Consider the following 19085-nt stretch of genomic DNA (forward strand, 5'->3'; position numbering starts at 1 on the left):
ATGTTGGGTCATTGGCGGTTTGCAAACGAAACGCGCAGACGAGCCGGTCTCCCTGACAACATGACGACACCCTGATTCGACATATTAGCACCTGCTAAAATCCCCACTTTATGTGGTAGCCGATTCTGTTCGGCTGCGAACATCACATACCGGGGCCGACGCGCCGCAAAGTCGCCCGTCCGAGTCGATGCAGACGCCGGTAAGCGCCGCGTCAGCTCCCGCTCCACTGGATCACATTCAGCATGCTGCCCGCACACAAACACACTCTCGAAACGCTCCTCACCGACGCGGTCCAGCAGGTCGCGCAAGCCACTCAAGGCGCCAGCGAAGCGGCCTTCGTCACGCCTTCGATCGTCCTCGAACGACCGAAGGTCGCGGCGCACGGCGACGTGGCATCGAATGTCGCGATGCAACTCGCCAAGCCGCTGCGCGCGAATCCGCGCCAGCTCGCGCAGCAGATCGTCGATGCGGTGCTCGGCCTTCCGGCCGCGAAAGGTCTCGTCGAGAGCGCCGAAGTGGCGGGTCCCGGCTTCATCAATCTGCGTCTTGCAGCCACCGCGAAGCAAGCGGTGATCCCGGCCGTGCTGGGCGACGGCGCAAGCTTCGGCCGCTCGACGCGCGACGCGGGCAGGCACGTGCTCGTCGAGTTCGTGTCGGCGAATCCGACGGGTCCGCTGCACGTCGGCCACGGCCGTCAGGCCGCGCTCGGCGATGCGCTCTCGAACCTGCTCGGAACGCAGGGCTACGACGTCCATCGCGAGTTCTACTACAACGACGCGGGCGTGCAGATCGCCAACCTCGCGGCCTCGACTCAGTTGCGCGCGCGCGGCCTCAAGCCGGGCGATGCCGAGTGGCCGGAAGCCGCGTACAACGGCGAGTACATCGCCGACATCGCGCGCGACTACATGGCGGGCGAAACGGTCGCCGCGAAAGACGGCGAGCCGGTCAAGGGCAAAGGCGACGTCGAGGATATCGACGCCATCCGTCATTTCGCGGTCGCGTATCTGCGTCACGAACAGGACATGGATCTGACCGCGTTCGGCGTGAAGTTCGACCAGTTCTATCTGGAGTCGTCGCTGTACAAGGAAGGCCGCGTCGAGACGACGGTGGCGGCGCTCGTCGATGCAGGCAAGACCTACGAGCAGGACGGCGCGCTGTGGCTGCGCACCACCGACGACGGCGACGACAAGGACCGCGTCATGAAGAAGTCCGACGGCACGTACACGTACTTCGTGCCGGACGTCGCGTATCACGTGACCAAGTGGGAGCGCGGCTACACGAAGGTCATCAACATCCAGGGCTCGGACCATCACGGCACGATCGCGCGCGTGCGCGCCGGCCTGCAAGGACTCGGCGTCGGCATTCCGAAGGGCTATCCCGACTACGTGCTGCACAAGATGGTGACCGTCATGCGCGACGGCCAGGAAGTGAAGATTTCCAAGCGCGCGGGCAGCTACGTGACAGTGCGCGATCTGATCGAATGGTCGGGCGGCCTCACGCCGGGCCACGAGACCGCGCCCGACCAGATCGACGAAGACACGATCCGCCGCGGCCGCGACGCCGTGCGTTTCTTCCTGATCTCGCGCAAGGCGGATACCGAATTCGTGTTCGATATCGACCTCGCGCTCAAGCAGAACGACGAAAACCCGGTGTATTACGTGCAGTACGCGCACGCGCGCATCTGCACGATTCTGAACGACTGGAAGGACCGCTACGCGGGCGATGTGTCGAAGGCAGCGCAAGCCGACCTCTCGCCGCTGTCGAGCGATCGCGCGATGGCGCTGCTCAACAAGCTCGCCGAGTTCCCGGAGATGCTCGCCCACGCCGCCGAGGAACTCGCGCCGCACGCGGTCGCGTTCTATCTGCGCGACCTCGCTGGCGAATTTCACTCGTTCTACAATGCGGAGCGCGTGCTCGTGGACGACGAGAAGGAACGCACCGCGCGCATCGCGCTGCTGGCGGCGACACGCCAGGTCCTCGAAAACGGTCTCGCGACCATCGGCGTTTCCGCTCCTCAAAAGATGTAATCGCCCGCTGCCCCGTTGCACACGCCGAAATTAGGAGTTTTCGGCGTGCGCGGACGGGAGCCTGGCGCAGGCGTGTCTTGACCCACGGCTATAATCGTCGCCCAACCAGAAGACTTTCTCGCAGGTGATTCATACGATGGCAAAACCACGCCGCACATCGAAGCAGTCGAAGCAAACCGGGGGAACGTTTATCGGCATCGTGCTGGGCCTGATCGTCGGCCTCGCGATCGCCGTGATCGTCGCGCTATACATCACGCGCGCGCCCACGCCGTTCGTGGCGAAGGTCGCGCCGCCGTCGGAGGCCAACTCCGCGCCCGCCGCCGCGCAGCCGTACGATCCGAACCGTCCGCTGCAAGGCAAGACGCCGGGCCAGCCGGTGCCGCAAGCCGCGCAGCCCACGCCGCCGAACACCGCGCCGGGTCAGACCAACAATCAGACGCAGTCGTCGGGCATGCTCGACGAGCCGCAGATCGTCGAAGTGCCGCCTTCGGGCACGACGGCATCCGCGCCGAAGACCGCGAGCACGACGCCCGCGAAGAAGCCTGAAGCCGCGCCGAACGCAACGAGCAACGCCACTGCCACGCCGCCGAAGGGCGGCTCGGCGCCCACGACGGCGAAAGCCACACCGCCCGCGCCCGGCGAGCCGAACACCGGCTATTTCCTGCAGGTGGGCGCGTACAAGACGCAGGCGGACGCGGAGCAGCAGCGCGCACGCCTCGGCTTCCAGGGCTTCGAATCGAAGGTCACGCAGCGCGATGCGGGCGGCGTGACGTACTATCGTGTGCGCATCGGACCGTTCGCGAAGTTCGAGGACATGAATACCGCGCGTCAGCGCCTGTCCGACGCGGGCGTCGATACCGCCGTGATCCGTTTCTCGAAGCAATAACGCAACAAAGTGCCTGCGCGGCTGCAAGGCGGCCGCGCAAGCGCTTTGACATTTAAGCGTGGTTTAAGCGTCGTATGTCCCACTGACGAACCTGCTTTTGTTTCCGTCGCGTATCCATTGCGTACCCTCTTCAATCATGAAAAAAATCTTTAGCGCGTTGGCTCTCTCCCTTGGCATCGCAGCCGCATCGATGAGCGTCGCGAGTTCGGCGATGGCCGCGCCCGCCGCCGGCAAGGACTACACGGTGCTGCAGGCGGCTCAGCCGGTCGCGGCGCCCGCGGGCAAGGTCGAGGTCATCGAGTTCTTCTGGTACGGCTGCCCGCACTGCAACGAGTTCGAGCCGTACATCGAGGCATGGGCGAAGAAGCAAGGCCCGGACGTCGTGTTCAAGCGCGTGCCGGTGGCTTTCCGCGACGACTTCATCCCGCATTCGAAGATGTATCACGCGCTCGACGCGCTCGGCGTCGCCGAGAAGGTCACGCCGGCCGTGTTCAACGAAATCCACGTGAAGAAGAACTATCTGCTGACGCCGCAGGCACAGGCGGACTTCCTCAAGACGCAGGGCATCGATCCGAAGAAGTACATGGACGCGTATAACTCGTTCTCGACGCAAAGCGCGGTGCAGCGCGACGCCAAGCTCCTGCAGGACTACAAGATCGACGGCGTGCCGACGGTCATCGTGCAGGGCAAGTACGAAACCGGTCCGGCGATGACCAACAGTCTGCCGGGCACGACGCAGGTGATGGACTTCCTCGTCCAGCAAGTCCGCGACAAGAAGCTGTAATCCCGTTCGCGCCGGCATGACTGCAGTTCGCCTGAAGGTCTTCATCACCGGCGCATCGAGCGGCATCGGCCTCGCACTGGCCGAGGAATATGTGAAGCGCGGGGCCGTGCTCGGCCTCGTCGCCCGCCGCGCCGATTCCCTCGCGGCCTTCGCGGCCCGCCATCCTCAAAGCTCCATCTCGATCTACCCCGCCGACGTGCGCGACGCCGATGCGCTCGCCGATGCCGCGCGCCGTTTCATCGCGGAGCATGGCCCGGCGGATATCGTCATCGCGAACGCGGGCATGAGCCGCGGCGCGCTGACGGGTCACGGCGATCTCGACACCTTCCGCACCGTCATGGATGTGAACTACTTCGGCATGGTCGCGACGTTCGAGCCCTTCGTCGCGTCGATGACATCCGCGCGGCGCGGCACGCTCGTCGGCATTGCGAGCGTCGCGGGCGTGCGCGGGTTGCCGGGCGGCGGCGCGTACAGCGCGTCGAAGTCGGCGGTGGCAAAGTATCTGGAAGCCTTGCGCGTCGAAATGCGGCCGCTCGGCGTGGCCGTCGTCACGATCGCGCCGGGTTACGTCCGCTCGGAGATGACCGCGCACAATCCGTATCGGATGCCCTTTCTCATGGACGCCGACCGCTTCGCCGCGAAAACCGCCGACGCCATCGAGCGCAAGGTGCGTTATGCGACCTTTCCCTGGCAGATGCGCGTCGCGGGCATGCTGATGCACGCGCTCCCGCGCTGGCTCTACGATGCACTCGCCGAACGCGCGCCACGCAAACCGCGCGCGAGCGAGTGACAAAAAAACCGGCTGCGCAAAAACGCAGCCGGTTTTTCATTTGCGGATCGCCTGACCGGAATCGATCTCCGGTCAGGTCATCGGCACATCAGAAGGCAACGTAAGCCGGGTTGTTCGGCAACTCGTATCCGACATACACATGCCGGCCGAAGAAGAACGGCAGACCGAAGTCGAAGAAGTTCGACATGCTCAACTGGCCACCGAGGCTATTGAACGCGAACTTGTTCTTGCCCGAGGTCAGCGTGCTTGCGTTGGCGAGCAGGAACGGCACGACGGCGCTGTTGCCTTCGGTGCCGACGATGGTCGTCGACAGCGACTGCTGCGAGCTCGGACAATAGAACGCGGTCGAACCCGAGCACTGCGGGAAACTATCCTGGAAGAAATTGCCGTTCGATCCCGTGTCGAAGAACGTTTTGTATGTCTTGCCCTTGTAGGTGCCGTTCAGGTCGCCGTACGGGTCCGTGCCGTACTTCGTCACGCCGCTTACCGCGTTGTTGCTCTGCGTGCCGATGCCGAATATCAGCACGCCGGTCGCACTGACCGCGCCGTTATCCGGAACCGGCGGCAACTGCACGATCACGCCGTTGTTGTTGACCGCGAACTTCGTGACGGGATTCGTCACCTGCTGCGCGAGCGGCACGGCGACCGGCGAACAGTTCGCGCCGTTGCTGCACGCGAAGTACATCGCGTTGAGCGACGTGCTCACGCATCCGTTGCCGCAGTCGTATGTCTGCGGGCCGATGCCGAGAATGCCGTTCGCGCCGATGTCGCCGGTGGTGTTCTCGTCGTTGCCCGACGGACAGCCGTTATCGCCAGTCGGCGCCGCCGACGCGTTCAGGTCGCCGATGATCTGGATCGGCACCCTCGACGCGACTTCCGTACCCATCTTCACGTCGGCGGTGCGCACGGTGCCCCACGTGTAGCCGTCGGCGAAGCCAGCACATTCGGCGAGCTGGCCGCCGTTCGATGCTTGCGAAACGGGCAGGCTGCCGAGCACGGACTGCGCCGCCGATCCGAGAATGCGCAGACCGAACGACGCCGTATCGACCTGAATGTTGTCGATCTGCTGACACACCGACGAGCCCGGCGCGCACACCGTCACGGAGACATTCGGGATATTGACGAAGCCCGCGACGCCGGTGTTGACGTTGATCGGCACCGCGTTCGTGCCGTTGGGCGCGATCGGCTGCGCGTTCGCGCTGCTGGTGCCGGAGCTGCCGCCGCCCGAGCCGCCGCCGGAACCGCCGCCCGACGAGCCGCCGCTGCTGGAACTGGAGTTGTTGTCGCCGCCGCCGCCGCAGGCGGCGAGCATGACGGACAGACAGAGCACGCCGAGCCAGCGGGCGAAGCCGCCGCGTCGGGATGAAGAGAGGGCGGGATGGCCGAGTGTCGTTCGATGCATACTGAGTCTCCCGTCGCTTACTGGATATCGCTGGCGGATACGCCGGCGGGCAACGATTGCGGCAGATACGCGCTGCCCGCGAACGAGCCCATGTGACCGCCCGATTCCACGACGAGCCCGGAATCCTGCACGCTTACCTGCCCACGGCCGCCACGCGCGGCGCGCTGCGCCTTCAGGCCCTGCTGATACTGCGGGAAATAGCTGCCGAGCAGACTGGCGAGGTCCGGCACGCGCGGCCCGTGCCACGCGATGCCGAACACCACACCCTGCGCGGACAAATATTCGTTGATGACCGTTCCGCTCGCGAGCGTGGTCGTGAGAACGGTGTAGTTCGACGCCGATGTTGCCGGTGTCGACGATGCGCTCGACGCGCCGCTCGCGACCGCCGCCCGCGCGACTGCTGTCGTGGACGCCGTAGCGGCGCCTTGCGGCGCGCTCATCGGCTCGCCGCCGAGCACTGCGTAGGCGGGCGCCGTACACACGCTCAACGCGCCGGCGACGAACGCGAGCGCGCTTACAAGATGCCCATGACGGGATTGCTTCGGTGCCTTCACTGGGCCTCCTATCGGTTTTCGATCGGCCGCGCGCCCCTGCTCGCGACCGGCTCTTGACGATTGAGTGACAGATGCGCCACCGCATTTCGCCCCTGTTTTTTCGGGCGCGAATACCATCAGTATGCCAGCCGCGAGGAATAGTCCTAACGTTCGCAAGCGCACACAATAAAAAACGCGGAGCGCAATGGTATGCGCTCCGCGTCTCTTTGTAACGCTGAGTACATCGAAACGACGATTATTTGAAAGCGCCTCAGAAGCCGAGGCTGGCGAGCAGATCGTCCACTTGCGATTGATCCTGCACGACGTCGCTGCGCCCTTCCGGCTTGATCTGCGGCCCGTTGAGCAGGCTTTCCGGACTGCCGGTCGCCGACGACATCAGCGCCGCCGCCGATGCCGCGAATTGCTCGCGCCGCTCCGGCGCGATGTTTTCGAGCAGCACACCCAGCAATTGCTGCTCGATCAGATACACGACGTCCGTAATCTTCTTGATCACCTGCCCGGTCAGATCCTGGAAATCCTGCGCGAGCATGATTTCCAGCAACTGCGCGTTGGTCGCCTGGGTCCGCTCCGGCACGCTCTGCAGGAACGTGCGCGTTTGTGCGAGAAGCTCGCCCGCCTCGCCCTGCGCGAGCGGCGCGTCGTACCATTTGGCCCAGCGCGCGTCGAGCGACTGCGCTTCCGTCTGCATCGCTTCCTGCATCGGCTTCGCGAGCTCGATCGCGTTGAGCGCGCGCTCCGCCGCCTGCTCGGTCATCGTCGCGACATATTTCAACCGGTCGCGCGCGTCGGGCACGGCTTGCGCGGCGGCTTCGACCTGCTTGTCGAGGCCGAGCTCGCGCATCGAGTCGCGCAGCGTGCGCGTGAGCTGTCCGATGCGCGCGAGGATGCGGTCGCTCGATGGATCGGCTTCAGCTTCGGCAACCGCGGCTGCCAGTTCAGTGGTCAGATCGTTCACGATCAGCTCCCGGCTTTGGCCATCTTCTCGAGAATCTTGGTGAGCTTCTCGTCGAGCGTGGCGGCCGTGAAGGGCTTCACCACATAACCGTTCGCGCCCGCTTGCGCCGCCGCGATAATGTTTTCCTTCTTCGACTCCGCCGTCACCATCAGCACCGGCAGATGCGAGAGCGCCGCGTCCGCGCGGATCTGCTGCAGCATCGAAAGGCCGTCGAGGTTCGGCATGTTCCAGTCGGTGATCACGAAGTCGAAGCCGCCGCCGCGCAGGCGCGCGAGGCCGGCCGCGCCGTCTTCGGCTTCGTCGACGTTGCCGTAGCCCAGCTCCTTGAGCAGGTTACGCACGATACGGCGCATCGTCGGAAAATCGTCGACGACGAGGATCTTCATGTTCTTGTCCATCATTACTCCCTTGAGTTCTCATGCGGCGGCGCCGCTCAATCCAAAAAGTTCAGACGCGCTGCACGCGTTCGCCCATCGAGGCAAGCCGCGCCATGACGCGCCTGCTCATTTCAGAGAGCGGCGCGACTTCGCTTGCGCCGCCCATTGCAATTGCTTCGCGCGGCATGCCGAACACCACGCAACTCGCTTCGTCCTGCGCGAGCGTGTACGCGCCCGCCTGCTGCATGTCGAGCAGACCGGCGGCGCCGTCGCGGCCCATGCCGGTCAGGATCACGCCGATGGCGTTCTTGCCCGCGTGCTGCGCCGCCGAGCGGAACAGCACGTCCACCGATGGCCGATGCCGGTTCACCGGCGGCGCGTCCGACAGATGCGCGACATAGTTCGCGCCGCTGCGCGCGAGCACCAGATGCGCGTGGCCCGGCGCGATATACGCGTGGCCCGGCAGCACGCGCTCGCCGTGCTCCGCTTCCTTCACGGTGATGCGGCACAGCCCGTTCAGGCGCTGCGCGAACGACTTCGTGAAGCCCGGCGGCATGTGCTGCGCGATCAGCACCGCGGGCGCATCGGGCGGCAGCGGCACAAGCACTTCGCGGATGGCTTCGGTGCCGCCCGTCGATGCGCCGACGATCACGAGCTTCTCCGTCGACACGAGCGGGTTGTTGAAATGCGGCGCCGGCTTGTGCGCTGCATGCGTCTGCGTCTGCGCGACGTGGCTCACCTGCTTCACGCGCGCACGCGATGCGGCGCGCACCTTGTCGGCGAGCTTTTCGGCGTAATCGAGCATGCCGTCGCGAATGCCGACTTTCGGCTTCGTGACGAAATCGACCGCGCCGAGTTCCAGCGCGCGCAGCGTGATTTCATTGCCGCGCTCGGTCAGCGACGACACCATCACGACCGGCATCGGTCGCAGGCGCATCAGCTTCTCCAGAAAGTCGAGCCCGTCCATGCGCGGCATTTCGACGTCGAGCGTGAGCACGTCCGGGTTATGCAGCTTGATCAGTTCGCGCGCGACGAGCGGGTCGGGCGCGGTTGCGCACACATGCATGTCGGGCTGCGAGTTGATGATCTCGGTCATCAGGCTGCGCACGAGCGCCGAATCGTCGACGCACAGCACCTTGATTTTCGGCGCGTGGCTGAGTGTCATGCTTCCTCCACGGTCTTCATGCGCGAGGTGAACAGTTCCACGCGCGGGCGCTTCACGTTCGACGCATTCGTCGTGAACAATTCCGCGCGCGGCTTCGCGGCCGTCGCGTTCGACTGAAACAGCTCGACACGCGCACGCGCCTTCGCGAGCCGCTCGGCGCGCTCTTCGGGCGAGCGCTGCACGAGCGCCTGCTCGCGCTCGACCACGATCGGATCGTGCGCGGTCTTCAGCTTCTTGACCATCACCTGTCCGGAGCGCGGCATGAACGCGACCTTGCGCGGATGCATGCCCTGCAAATCCTCGGCGACGATGCGAATCTTCTCCAGCGCGAGATAGCGCCGCACGAACTCCGAATTGCGATCGCCGATGTTGATGGTCGTCATGCCCGCGAGCACCGCGCCGCCGCCGAACACCTTCGCTTCGAAACGCTCGCGCCGGCCGCCGCGCTTGATGAGTTCGTTGATGAGCACTTCCATCGCGTAGGCGCCGTAGCGCATCGAATCGGACGATGCATGCGACGCGTCGGAGCCGTCGTCGGGCAGCATGAAGTGATTCATTCCGCCGATGCCCGCCGTGCGGTCGTTGATGCACGCCGCCACGCACGAGCCGAGCACGGTGACGAGCACCATGTCTTCGCTCGTCATGTAGAACTCGTTCGGCAGAAGCTTCACGCCCGGCTTCTTGAAATGGTTGTCGAAATAGAGGTTCGACGCGATCGGCAGTCCGCTCATGCCGCCTCCCCTGCGAGCGCACGCTGCGGCTTGCCCGTCTGCTTCAGGTCGCGCGACAGCTCGTACACGGTCTGGCCGCGCAGCCTGAACGCCTGCGACACATACGTGAAGTTCTCCGAATGTCCCGCGAACAACAGCGCGCCCGGCTTCATCAGCGGCTCGAAGCGCGAGAGCACCTGCCCTTGCGTCGGCTTGTCGAAGTAGATCATCACGTTGCGGCAGAAGATCGCGTCGAACGGGCCTTTCACGTCGTAGCGCGCGTCCGTCAGATTGACGCGGCCGAAGTTCACCATCGCGCGCAGTTCCGGTCGCACTTTCACGAGACCCGCGTGCGAACCCGTGCCCTTCAGGAAGAAGCGCTTGAGACGCTCGACGGACAACGCCTTCACCTGATCGAGCGAATACACGCCCGCTTCGGCCTTCGCGAGCACCTGGCTGTCGATGTCGCTCGCGAACACCGTGCACTGGCGCGCCGCATGCTCGCCGAGCGCTTCGACGAGCGTCATCGCGATGGAATACGGCTCTTCTCCGGTGGAAGCCGCCGAGCACCACACCGAGAACGGCTGCTGCCGGCGTTTCACGAATTCCGCGAGAATCGGAAAGTGATGCGACTCGCGAAAGAACGCCGTGAGATTCGTGGTCAGCGCGTTGACGAACGCTTCCCATTCGGCGTTGTCGTCGTTCGTTTCGAGACGATCGAGATACTGCCTGAACGTATCGATGCCGCAGGCGCGCAGACGGCGCGCGAGCCGGCTGTACGCCATGTCGCGTTTGTGGTCCGACAGCGAGATGCCCGCGCGCCGATGAATCAGCTCGCGAATGCGGGCGAAGTCCGCCGCCGTGAATTCGAAATCGCGCTCGACTTCCGGACCGCGCACACTGGCGCCCAGGTCGATACGCGGGTTGCGCGTTGCCATCATGATGTTTCGTGCTTCCTTGACACCCTTAGCGGCGCCCGATGTGGCGCGTTCTTCGCGCTCGACCCTGCGGACTCGCGCATGCCGTGCGTTTCGATGAAACGCCGGCTATCGATCGTGATGCGCGATGCCCACATGGTCGTGTTCGTTTCCGGATTCGGTTAGAAGGTTTCCCAGTCGCCGTCGGCTGCGACCGTCGCCTTGGCGCGCGGCGCGGGCGCGGGCTTCACGGCGCTCGCCGGCTTGACCGCCGGATTGCTCGCGGCCTTGCCTGCTTCCTTGATAACGGCCGCTTCCGGCGCAACTTTCGCGTTCTGAGCGGACTTCGCGTGCTTTTCGGCTTTCGACGCAACCGTAGCCGAAGAAGGCTCGATGCGCGCAGCCGGCGCCGACGCCTTGATGCGCGCCGCTGCCGTCGATGCGCTCGCGCGCACCGGCGCCGCGCTTTCCAGACGCCATTGCGCGACCACGTCCTTCAGTTGGCGCGTCTGTTCTTCGAGCGATGCCGCGGCAGCCGCCGCCTGCTCGACGAGCGCCGCGTTCTGCTGCGTCACGCTGTCCATCTGCGTGACGGCGCGGTTGACCTGCTCGATGCCGTCGGATTGCTCCTCCGACGCCGCGCTGATCTCGCCCATGATGTCCGTCACGCGGCGCACCGCCTGCACGATCTCGCCCATCGTCTGCCCTGCGCGCGCGACGAGTTCCGTGCCGCTGTCGACCTTCGCGGCCGAATCGCCGATCAATGCCTTGATTTCCTTCGCCGCCGCCGCGCTGCGTTGCGCGAGCGAACGTACTTCGCCCGCGACCACCGCGAAGCCGCGTCCTTCCTCGCCTGCACGCGCCGCTTCGACGGCCGCGTTCAACGCGAGAATGTTGGTCTGGAACGCGATGCCTTCGATCACGCCGATGATGTCGACGACCTTGTTCGAGCTCGACGCGATCGCGTGCATCGTCTCGACGACCTGCTCGACGACTTCGCCGCCCCGCGACGCGATGTCCGATGCGCTCACCGCAAGCTGGCTCGCCTGGCGCGCGTTGTCGGCGTTCTGCTTCACGGTGCTCGTCAGCTCTTCCATGCTCGACGCCGTTTCCTGCAGCGACGCCGCCTGCTCTTCCGTGCGCTGCGACAGATCCGTGTTGCCGCTCGCGATTTCATGCGCGCCGACATCGATCGATTCCGCGCCGCGATGCACCGAGCCGACCATCGCCGTCAGGTTGCCGCGCATGCGTTCGATGCCCGCGAACAGGCGGCCGATTTCGTTGGTCCGGTCCGTATGCGCGGACTGCGTGAGATCGCCGCGCGAGATGCGGTCGAAGTGATCGACGGCATCGTTGATCGGCTTCACGATCAGGCTGGAGAGCGCCATGCGCGTGCCGATGAGCATCAGCACCGCGAGCACGAGCACCGCGCCGATCGTCATGTTGAGCGCCGCGATATGCGAGGCCGTGCTCGCGCGCGACGTCTCCGCGTGCTCCTGATGCGAGGCCACCGCCGCCGTCACGGCCTGATCGAAGGCGACGAACATCGGGCTGATCTTCGTGTCGGCGATCGCGTGATACGCGGCCATGTCGTTCGCGCGGATCGCGGCGAATTCCGGCTCCACGCCGGTCTTCACGAGCGCGTCGCGCTGGGCGACGAGCGCGTCGAACGTTTCCTTCGGCAGCGTCGGTTTCGGCGTGTCGAGATAGACCTTCCAGTTTTCATTGCTCTTGTCGAGCAGATACTGGCCTCGATCGATCGCCTTCTTCGCTTCTTCCGTGCTGCCCGCTTCTGCGAGCGAGCGCACGCGGTCGAGCGTGATGCGCGAGCGCAGCAGATACGACGACGTTTCCGAGAGCGCGCGCATCGCGACCAGGTCTTCCTGCGCGAGCGACGAGAGCGACGCATTGGCGGAATTGAGTCCGGCGAGCGCGAGCGCGCCGATCAGCGCCGCGCATCCGGTGAACAGCAGGCCCACGAGCGTGAGCGTCGTGCGGATCGACAACTTCTTCAGCATGGCTTCTTTCTCTTCGCTCGTTATGCGGCAACGGAGTCGATCAACTCCATCTCGCGGCTCGTCATGAGCTTTTCGATGTCCATCAGAATCAGCATGCGGCCGTCGACCGTGCCGAGACCCGTCAGATATTCCGTCGCGAGCGTGCCGCCGAATTCGGGCGCGGGCATGACCTGCTCCTGCGCGAGCGTGAGCACGTCCGACACGCCGTCGACCACCATGCCGACCACGCGATGCGCCACATTCAGGATGATCACGACGGTCTGGTTGTCGTACTCGACGCGGCCCAGATTGAACTTGATGCGCATGTCGACGATCGGCACGATGATGCCGCGCAGATTGATCACGCCCTTGATGAACGCGGGCGCATTGGCGATGCGTGTAACGTTGTCGTAGCCGCGAATTTCCTGCACCTTCAGGATGTCGATGCCGTATTCCTCGGCGCCGAGCGTGAACACGAGGAATTCCTGTCCGGCCGCTTCGGCGTGACCCGCATCACGTCGCGAAGGCGCAGCGGTATGAATCGTTTGAACGTCTGCCATGAATGGCTCCTTCGTTGTTAGTGAGAGTGCGCGCCGTGCTGTGCGCGCGATTCGCGGTTGAGCGCGGCCACGTCGACGATCAGCGCGACACGACCGTCGCCCAGGATGGTCGCGGCGGAAATGCCGTGCACCTTGCGGTAATTGGTTTCGAGGTTCTTCACGACCACCTGCTGCTGGCCGACGAGTTCGTCGATCAGCATCGCGAAGCGGCGTCCTTCCGTCTGCATGATCGTGACGATGCCCTGCGTCGGCTCGGTACGCGCGCCTTCGACATCGAACACGCGATGCAGCGCGACGAGCGGCAGATATTCACCGCGCACGCGCACGACGCGCTCGCCGTTCGCGACCGTGTAGATGTCTTCCGCGACCGGCTGCAGCGACTCCATCACGAAGTTCAGCGGCAGAATGAAGATCTCGTTGCCGACCTTCACCGACATGCCGTCGAGAATCGCGAGCGTGAGCGGCAGCACGATCTTCGTCGTCGTGCCCGCGCCCTGGCGCGACATGATTTCGACATGGCCGCCCATCGACTGGATGTTGCGCTTCACCACGTCCATGCCTACGCCACGGCCGGAAATATCGGTCACCTGTTCGGCGGTCGAGAAGCCCGGCATGAAGATCAGTTGCCAGACTTCCTCGTCGCTCATCGATTCCGAAACCTGCATGCCCTGCTTCTGCGCCTTCGCGAGAATCTTGTCGCGGCGCAGGCCGGCGCCGTCGTCGCTCACTTCGATCACGATGTTGCCGCCGTGATGCGCCGCCGACAGCACGAGCTGGCCGGTGGTCGACTTGCCCGCCGCGCGGCGCGCTTCCACTGTTTCGATGCCGTGATCGAGCGAGTTGCGCACGAGGTGCGTGAGCGGATCGATGATGCGCTCGATCAGGCTCTTGTCGAGCTCGGTCGCCTGACCGAACGTGACGAGTTCCACTTCCTTGCCGAGCTTGCCGGCGATATCGCGCACGAGGCGCGGGAAGCGGCTGAATACGTAGTCCATCGGCATCATGCGGATGGACATGACGGCCTCTTGCAGGTCGCGCGCGTTGCGCTCCAGCTGCGCCATGCCGTTGAAAAGACGGTCGTGCAGAGCGGGATCGAACGTGCTCGTGGTTTCCGCGAGCATCGCCTGCGTGATGACGAGCTCGCCCACCAGATTGATGAGCTGGTCGACCTTCTCCACGCCGACGCGAATCGAACTGCCTTCCGCCGATGCTGCGGCTTGCGGCCGCGCCTTCTTGTCGGCGTCGCTCGCCGCGGATTTCGTCGGTTGGGCAGCGGACGGGACCTGCAAGCCCGCCGCCGCCGCCGATTCTTCTTTCACTGCTTCCTTGCCAGCCGCGGATGCGGGCGCTGCATGCGCCTGCGATTGCTTCGGCTCTTCGTGTAGCGTGGGTTGCACTGCCGGTATTGCTGGCGCTGCTTCGGCGGATTGCGCCGCCGCGTCGCCACGGCCGATCGCGATCTGCTTTTCATCGATCACGAAACAGCACACGGCGACGATATCGTCGGCCGGGACGTCCGAGTCGAGCCAAACCACATACTCGGCGTCCGTCTTCTTTTCTCCGACGATGCTTCCCAGATTCCCCAGCTCCTCGATCAGAGTCGCCAGGTCCTTCTCGCCCACCCCCCGTAGCGTAATTTTCAGGTGGGGTCCTGCATCCGCCGCCAGCGCGCCGGTGTGTCCCGGCGTCGCATCGGCAGCGGTTCCCGCATGTGTCGATCCATCGGTGAGTTCGAATGCGCCGTCCCAGTTGCCGTCGTCCTCGATCACGTCCGCCGCCTGTGCGATCACGTGCGCGGGCGGCGCGTTCGGGCCTTCATAGGCGGGCGCGACGTTCAGCTTCGCCGCGTTCTTCTCCGTGCCCGGCAGCGAGGGCGGCTCGATCTGGCTCGGCTGACCGCCTTCGGCCTGCTCGTTCTTCAGGCGCTCCAGCTTCGCGCAGATCGCGGCGGCCGCGGCTGCATCCGGCTCCGTGCTCGCGCGATAGGCGGCGAGCTGATCCGAGAGCACGTCCTTGGTCGCGAGAAACGTGTCGATCATGTCGCGGCGCAGGACGAGCTCGTTGTTGCGCGCCCGGTCGAGCAGCGATTCGAGGATGTGCGTCGTCTCGGTGAGCGCGGTGAAGCCGAACGTGGCCGCGCCGCCCTTGATCGAGTGCGCCGCGCGGAAGATCGCCGCGAGGTCTTCCGGGTCCGGATTCGCGATGTCCAGAACGAGCAGCAGTTGCTCCATCTGCGCGAGCAGTTCATCCGCTTCGTCGAAGAAGGTTTGATAGAACTGGGTAATGTCGAGTGTCATGCTTGAGTCACCGTCGGCGCGTGGGTGCGCGGGTTGTCTTTTGCTTTCGCTTCAGTGCTGCGTGTCTTCCGAGAGCGCGGCGACCAGTTCGGTCAGCAGGTCCGGATCGAGCGGCTTTTCGATCCAGCCCGTCGCGCCCGCCGAGCGCGCCGCGTCCTTGAAGGGCTCGCCGCCTTCGGTCGTGAGGACCAGGATCGGCGTCGCCCGGTAGGCGTGGTTCGCGCGCAGCGCCACGATCAGATCGAGTCCGCTTCTGCCCGGCATGTGCTGGTCGGTCAGAACCAGGTCGAAGCGCTCCGCGAGCGCCCACTCCAGCCCTTCGTCGCCGTCCGACGCGACGGTCACTTCGTAACCCGCCGTCGCCAGCGTCGCCGAGAGGATTTGCCGCATCGCGGCCGAATCGTCGATTGCCAGAATGTTTTTGATCATGTTTGTCTCTTGCCGTGATGACGGTCGAAACGTGCCGAGTCTTGAGCCTGTTTTTCGAGCAATTTGCTCATTGCGCCGCGGGCCGGGCCGCGATGCCGGGAATAAGCTGGCCGAGCGCAGTCGTCGGCGCGCCTTGCGCGTCCGTGCCGTTGTCGAGCGTCGCGCCCGGCGAGCCGTCGTCGCGCAGCATCGACATTTCCGTCTTGCGATTGAGCACGATGACGCTGATGCGCCGGTTCTCCGGATCGAGCGGATCCTTCTTGTTCAGGTTCTGCGTCGACGCGAGCCCGAGCACGCGCATCACTTTCGCTTCGTCCATGCCGCCCGCGACCAGCTCGCGCCGCGACGCGTTCGCGCGGTCCGCCGACAGCTCCCAGTTGCTGTAACCCTTCTCGCCGCCCGCGTACTTCACGGCGTCGGTGTGTCCCTGCACGACGATGCGGTTCGGCACGTCGTTGAGTGTCTTGCCGATCTCGCGCAGGATGTCGCGCATGTAGGGCTGCACGGCGTTGCTGGAGAGCGCGAACATCGGGCGCTTCTGCGTATCGACGATCTCGATGCGCAAGCCCTGTTGCGTCGACTCGATGCGGATCTGCTGCTTGAACTGGCGCAGCGTCGGATTGGCCTCGATCGCGGCCATAAGCTTCACCTGCAGATCATGCAGGCGCACCTGCTCGCGCCGTTCGAGCTCGCCTTGCGCGGCCTTGAGCAATTCTTCGTCGTTGTTGGACGAGGCGCGCTGCGCGAGCTGCGTGCTGCCGTCGGACCTGCGCGCCGCGCCCGCTTCGTTGCTGGAAATATCGCGGCCGCCGCCGATGAGAATGCTGTTGTCCATGCCGACGGACTTGCCGCCGACCATCGCGGCCTTGAGCGGCATGTTGAAGTACTCGGCGATGCCGCGCCGCTGCACCGGCGACGTCGACGAAAGCAGCCACATCAGCAGGAAGAACGCCATCATCGCGGTCATGAAGTCCGCGTAGGCGAGCTTCCACGCGCCGCCGTGATGCCCCTTCTTGCCGGCGACGATGCGCTTGATGAAGATGGGCCGTTCGCTGTCGTTGCTCATCGCTGTGCTCCGGTCACTTCGACTTGACCCGGCGCACGTGTTCTTCCAGTTCGGAGAACGACGGACGTTCCGTCGAGAACAGCACCTTGCGGCCGAACTCCACCGCGATCGCGGGCGCGTAGCCGTTCAGGCTCGCGAGAATGGTCACCTTGATGCACTGGAACATCTTGGTCTGCTCCGCGACGCGCTGTTCCGCGACATTCGCGAGCGGCCCGATGAAACCGTAGGAAAGGAGAATGCCGAGGAAGGTGCCGACGAGCGCCTGCGCGATCATCTCGCCGAGAATCGCGGGCGGCTGATCGGCGGAGGCCATCGTGTGCACGACGCCCATCACGGCCGCGACGATGCCGAACGCGGGCATCGCGTCGCCGACCTTGGTCAGCGCGTGCGCGGGCGCTTCGCCCTCGACGTGATGCGTCTCGATTTCCTCGTCCATGAGGCTTTCGATTTCGAACGCGTTCATGTTGCCGCTGACCATGAGGCGCAGATAGTCCGTCAGAAATTCGACGATATGGTGATCGTCGAGAATCTTGGGGTACTGGCTGAAGACCGGGCTCTTCGCCGGATCTTCGATATCCGCCTCGAGCGCGAGCGTGCCTTCCTTGCGCGCCTTCGCGAGCAGCACGTAGAGCAGGCCCATCAGCTCCATGTACATGCTCTTGTCGTACTTCGCGCCCTTGAAGAGCGTCGGCAGAACCTGAATGGTCGCCTTGATGGTCTTGACGTTGTTGCCGAGGATGAACGCGCCGACGCCCGCGCCCGCGATCATCAGAATCTCGACCGGCTGCATGAGCGCGCCAAGGTGCCCGCCTTCGAGCGCGTAACCGCCGAAAACGGACAGCAATGTCACGAGCGATCCAACGAAAATCAGCACAGTCGAGTCCTCACGTTTTGATGCGGTAAGACCGCCGTTAAGTGGTTTACGGCACTCGACTGAAAAACTTTGGGGGCAAATCCGCAGGGGCGGCAAACGGTAAACCCCGTGTGGCAGCGGGCCGTGCCGGAAGTGCGGCGTCAGGCCGCGATGCCTGGAGCGCGTTCCGTCGCGCCGGACGATGCGATCGCCTTGCGCGTCTTGCCCGCGCGCGACGGCGGCTGGCACAGGCCGCAGACATAGCCCGCGCGCAGTTCGTACGCGTGCGCGACGAAGCGCCCGCCGCAGCGCGTGCAGGCGTTGGTCTGCAGCATGCCGGAATCGAAGTAGCGCACGAGTGTCCATGCGCGCGTGAGCGACAGCACGGGCTCGTCGCCGTGCATCTCGAGATGTTCGAGGTACAGGCGGTAGCTCTTGACGATCGTCAGAATCGTCGACTTCACGCCGCCGTGCGTATCGACGAAGCGATAAATCGCGTGAAACAGCGACGAGTGAATGTTCGGCTGCCAGGTCATGAACCAGTCGGTCGAGAACGGCAGCATGCCCTTCGGCGGCGACGCGCCCTTCAGCTCCTTGTAGAGCTTGATGAGACGGTCACGCGAGAGGCTCGTTTCCGCTTCGAGCAACTGCAGCCGCGCACCCAGTTCGATCAGTTCAATAGCCAGGGTGATTTCGCGGACTTCCGCGACCACGCTTTTTGTCGCCATCGGGGTGTCGCGCGCGGTTCAGCCGATCTGCTCGACGGGACCGTCGGCCAGCAGGATCGCCGCGTGGGCGTGCGCGAGCGCCGCGCTCTTGTCCTTGTCGGCGAGCGACGAGAGGAGCGTGTGATCGTCGAAACGAAAGCGGCACAGCAAATGGCTCGACGACGCCACTTTCACCGCCTGCGCGAGCGTCAGCGAGGTCAGCACCTGCGCGACCTGCGCGGAAAGCCCGAGGCGGTACATCGCCGAAACGCGGTCTTCCTGAAGGAGCCGCTGTGCGAGGAGCAAGTACGACAGATTCACCTCGCGGATTTCCGCGAGCGTACTCGTATTGCTGATCGTCATGTTTTTCCCCGAATCGATACTTGGCTGGTCAGGCCCGGCGGGTGAACGTTTGCTCGAATTCGCAAAGGACAGGCGAATGCGGCCCCGCGCGCGTTGTCTGGTCTCGATTCGATTGTCGCCGATGCCCGCGGCCGCGCCTGTAGGACAAACCTTCCGACGCAACGACGGAGTTTCGCGAAGATTCGTGTAGGAATATTTCTTACACGCCCACGCCCGTCGCTTGCCGATCGGCAGACATAAGTTATC

The 19085-nt window shown here is 64.7% G+C and carries 19 protein-coding genes; 4 read left to right on the top strand and 15 right to left on the bottom strand.

Features of this window, described 5'->3' with window-relative positions; translation table 11 throughout:
• Positions 1 to 242: 242 nt before the first annotated feature.
• The 4 genes from argS to IAG25_RS33490 all read left to right on the top strand — a co-directional run bounded on the left by argS (position 243) and on the right by IAG25_RS33490 (position 4487).
• Positions 243 to 2027 carry an arginine--tRNA ligase gene (gene argS / locus IAG25_RS33475; RefSeq protein ID WP_187608708.1) on the top strand — a complete coding sequence of 595 codons (1785 nt, stop codon included), beginning with the start codon at positions 243 to 245 and terminating at the stop codon, positions 2025 to 2027.
• Between the two features lie 136 nt (positions 2028 to 2163).
• Positions 2164 to 2913 (top strand): SPOR domain-containing protein, encoded by a 750-nt coding sequence (locus IAG25_RS33480; RefSeq protein ID WP_035497475.1) that lies wholly within the window; start codon positions 2164 to 2166, stop codon positions 2911 to 2913.
• 136 nt (positions 2914 to 3049) lie between these two features.
• Positions 3050 to 3697: a thiol:disulfide interchange protein DsbA/DsbL gene (locus IAG25_RS33485; protein ID WP_187608709.1), complete on the top strand. Its 648-nt coding sequence runs from the start codon at positions 3050 to 3052 to the stop codon at positions 3695 to 3697.
• Positions 3698 to 3713: 16 nt separating this feature from the next.
• Positions 3714 to 4487 (top strand): SDR family oxidoreductase, encoded by a 774-nt coding sequence (locus IAG25_RS33490; protein WP_187608710.1) that lies wholly within the window; start codon positions 3714 to 3716, stop codon positions 4485 to 4487.
• Positions 4488 to 4575: 88 nt separating this feature from the next.
• Here the strand turns inward: IAG25_RS33490 and IAG25_RS33495 are convergent, their stop codons facing one another.
• The 15 genes from IAG25_RS33495 to flhD form a co-directional block, all read right to left on the bottom strand.
• On the bottom strand, positions 4576 to 5889 hold the full coding sequence (locus tag IAG25_RS33495; RefSeq protein ID WP_187608711.1) for a DUF3443 domain-containing protein: 1314 nt from the start codon (positions 5887 to 5889) through the stop codon (positions 4576 to 4578).
• Between the two features lie 17 nt (positions 5890 to 5906).
• Positions 5907 to 6443, bottom strand: coding sequence for a DUF2844 domain-containing protein (locus tag IAG25_RS33500; RefSeq protein ID WP_187608712.1), 537 nt, complete (start codon positions 6441 to 6443; stop codon positions 5907 to 5909).
• 250 nt (positions 6444 to 6693) lie between these two features.
• Positions 6694 to 7398, bottom strand: coding sequence for a protein phosphatase CheZ (gene cheZ, locus IAG25_RS33505; RefSeq protein ID WP_187608713.1), 705 nt, complete (start codon positions 7396 to 7398; stop codon positions 6694 to 6696).
• A 2-nt stretch (positions 7399 to 7400) separates the two neighbouring features.
• A complete protein-coding gene (gene cheY, locus IAG25_RS33510; RefSeq protein WP_187608782.1) occupies positions 7401 to 7796 on the bottom strand; it encodes a chemotaxis response regulator CheY in 396 nt (131 codons plus the stop codon).
• Between the two features lie 49 nt (positions 7797 to 7845).
• A complete protein-coding gene (locus tag IAG25_RS33515) occupies positions 7846 to 8940 on the bottom strand; it encodes a protein-glutamate methylesterase/protein-glutamine glutaminase (protein ID WP_187608714.1) in 1095 nt (364 codons plus the stop codon).
• A complete protein-coding gene (gene cheD, locus IAG25_RS33520; RefSeq protein WP_035497467.1) occupies positions 8937 to 9671 on the bottom strand; it encodes a chemoreceptor glutamine deamidase CheD in 735 nt (244 codons plus the stop codon). Before cheD ends, IAG25_RS33515 begins: the two co-directional genes overlap by 4 nt.
• Entirely contained in the window at positions 9668 to 10591 is a 924-nt protein-coding gene (locus tag IAG25_RS33525; protein WP_187608715.1) for a CheR family methyltransferase, read from the bottom strand. Before IAG25_RS33525 ends, cheD begins: the two co-directional genes overlap by 4 nt.
• 158 nt (positions 10592 to 10749) lie before the next feature.
• Positions 10750 to 12585 carry a methyl-accepting chemotaxis protein gene (locus IAG25_RS33530; protein ID WP_187608716.1) on the bottom strand — a complete coding sequence of 612 codons (1836 nt, stop codon included), beginning with the start codon at positions 12583 to 12585 and terminating at the stop codon, positions 10750 to 10752.
• A gap of 20 nt (positions 12586 to 12605) precedes the next feature.
• Positions 12606 to 13124, bottom strand: coding sequence for a chemotaxis protein CheW (cheW, locus tag IAG25_RS33535; RefSeq protein WP_035497463.1), 519 nt, complete (start codon positions 13122 to 13124; stop codon positions 12606 to 12608).
• Positions 13125 to 13141: 17 nt separating this feature from the next.
• Positions 13142 to 15421, bottom strand: a complete 2280-nt coding sequence (gene cheA / locus IAG25_RS33540; protein WP_187608717.1) for a chemotaxis protein CheA — start codon at positions 15419 to 15421, stop codon at positions 13142 to 13144.
• Positions 15422 to 15472: 51 nt separating this feature from the next.
• Positions 15473 to 15850 carry a response regulator gene (locus IAG25_RS33545; RefSeq protein WP_035497461.1) on the bottom strand — a complete coding sequence of 126 codons (378 nt, stop codon included), beginning with the start codon at positions 15848 to 15850 and terminating at the stop codon, positions 15473 to 15475.
• 67 nt (positions 15851 to 15917) lie between these two features.
• Positions 15918 to 16916 carry a flagellar motor protein MotB gene (gene motB / locus IAG25_RS33550; RefSeq protein WP_187608718.1) on the bottom strand — a complete coding sequence of 333 codons (999 nt, stop codon included), beginning with the start codon at positions 16914 to 16916 and terminating at the stop codon, positions 15918 to 15920.
• 13 nt (positions 16917 to 16929) lie between these two features.
• Entirely contained in the window at positions 16930 to 17790 is an 861-nt protein-coding gene (gene motA / locus IAG25_RS33555; RefSeq protein ID WP_035497459.1) for a flagellar motor stator protein MotA, read from the bottom strand.
• Positions 17791 to 17930: 140 nt separating this feature from the next.
• Positions 17931 to 18497, bottom strand: a complete 567-nt coding sequence (gene flhC, locus IAG25_RS33560; RefSeq protein ID WP_187608719.1) for a flagellar transcriptional regulator FlhC — start codon at positions 18495 to 18497, stop codon at positions 17931 to 17933.
• Between the two features lie 18 nt (positions 18498 to 18515).
• Complete coding sequence (gene flhD / locus IAG25_RS33565; protein WP_187608783.1) at positions 18516 to 18833, bottom strand: flagellar transcriptional regulator FlhD; 318 nt, start codon at positions 18831 to 18833, stop codon at positions 18516 to 18518.
• Between the last annotated feature and the right edge of the window lie 252 nt (positions 18834 to 19085).

It is taken from the genome of Caballeronia sp. EK, assembly GCF_014384845.1.
Taxonomy (GTDB): Bacteria; Pseudomonadota; Gammaproteobacteria; order Burkholderiales; family Burkholderiaceae; genus Caballeronia; species Caballeronia jiangsuensis.

Excerpts from the sequence above, each read along its gene's own strand:
- argS (WP_187608708.1), top strand. The coding sequence starts at position 243 with ATGCTGCCCGCACACAAACACACTCTCGAAACGCTCCTCACCGACGCG.
- IAG25_RS33480 (WP_035497475.1), top strand. The coding sequence starts at position 2,164 with ATGGCAAAACCACGCCGCACATCGAAGCAGTCGAAGCAAACCGGGGGA.
- IAG25_RS33485 (WP_187608709.1), top strand. The coding sequence starts at position 3,050 with ATGAAAAAAATCTTTAGCGCGTTGGCTCTCTCCCTTGGCATCGCAGCC.
- IAG25_RS33490 (WP_187608710.1), top strand. The coding sequence starts at position 3,714 with ATGACTGCAGTTCGCCTGAAGGTCTTCATCACCGGCGCATCGAGCGGC.
- IAG25_RS33495 (WP_187608711.1), bottom strand. The coding sequence starts at position 5,889 with ATGCATCGAACGACACTCGGCCATCCCGCCCTCTCTTCATCCCGACGC.
- cheY (WP_187608782.1), bottom strand. The coding sequence starts at position 7,796 with ATGGACAAGAACATGAAGATCCTCGTCGTCGACGATTTTCCGACGATG.
- IAG25_RS33515 (WP_187608714.1), bottom strand. The coding sequence starts at position 8,940 with ATGACACTCAGCCACGCGCCGAAAATCAAGGTGCTGTGCGTCGACGAT.
- cheD (WP_035497467.1), bottom strand. The coding sequence starts at position 9,671 with ATGAGCGGACTGCCGATCGCGTCGAACCTCTATTTCGACAACCATTTC.
- IAG25_RS33525 (WP_187608715.1), bottom strand. The coding sequence starts at position 10,591 with ATGATGGCAACGCGCAACCCGCGTATCGACCTGGGCGCCAGTGTGCGC.
- IAG25_RS33530 (WP_187608716.1), bottom strand. The coding sequence starts at position 12,585 with ATGCTGAAGAAGTTGTCGATCCGCACGACGCTCACGCTCGTGGGCCTG.
- cheW (WP_035497463.1), bottom strand. The coding sequence starts at position 13,124 with ATGGCAGACGTTCAAACGATTCATACCGCTGCGCCTTCGCGACGTGAT.
- cheA (WP_187608717.1), bottom strand. The coding sequence starts at position 15,421 with ATGACACTCGACATTACCCAGTTCTATCAAACCTTCTTCGACGAAGCG.
- IAG25_RS33545 (WP_035497461.1), bottom strand. The coding sequence starts at position 15,850 with ATGATCAAAAACATTCTGGCAATCGACGATTCGGCCGCGATGCGGCAA.
- motB (WP_187608718.1), bottom strand. The coding sequence starts at position 16,916 with ATGAGCAACGACAGCGAACGGCCCATCTTCATCAAGCGCATCGTCGCC.
- flhC (WP_187608719.1), bottom strand. The coding sequence starts at position 18,497 with ATGGCGACAAAAAGCGTGGTCGCGGAAGTCCGCGAAATCACCCTGGCT.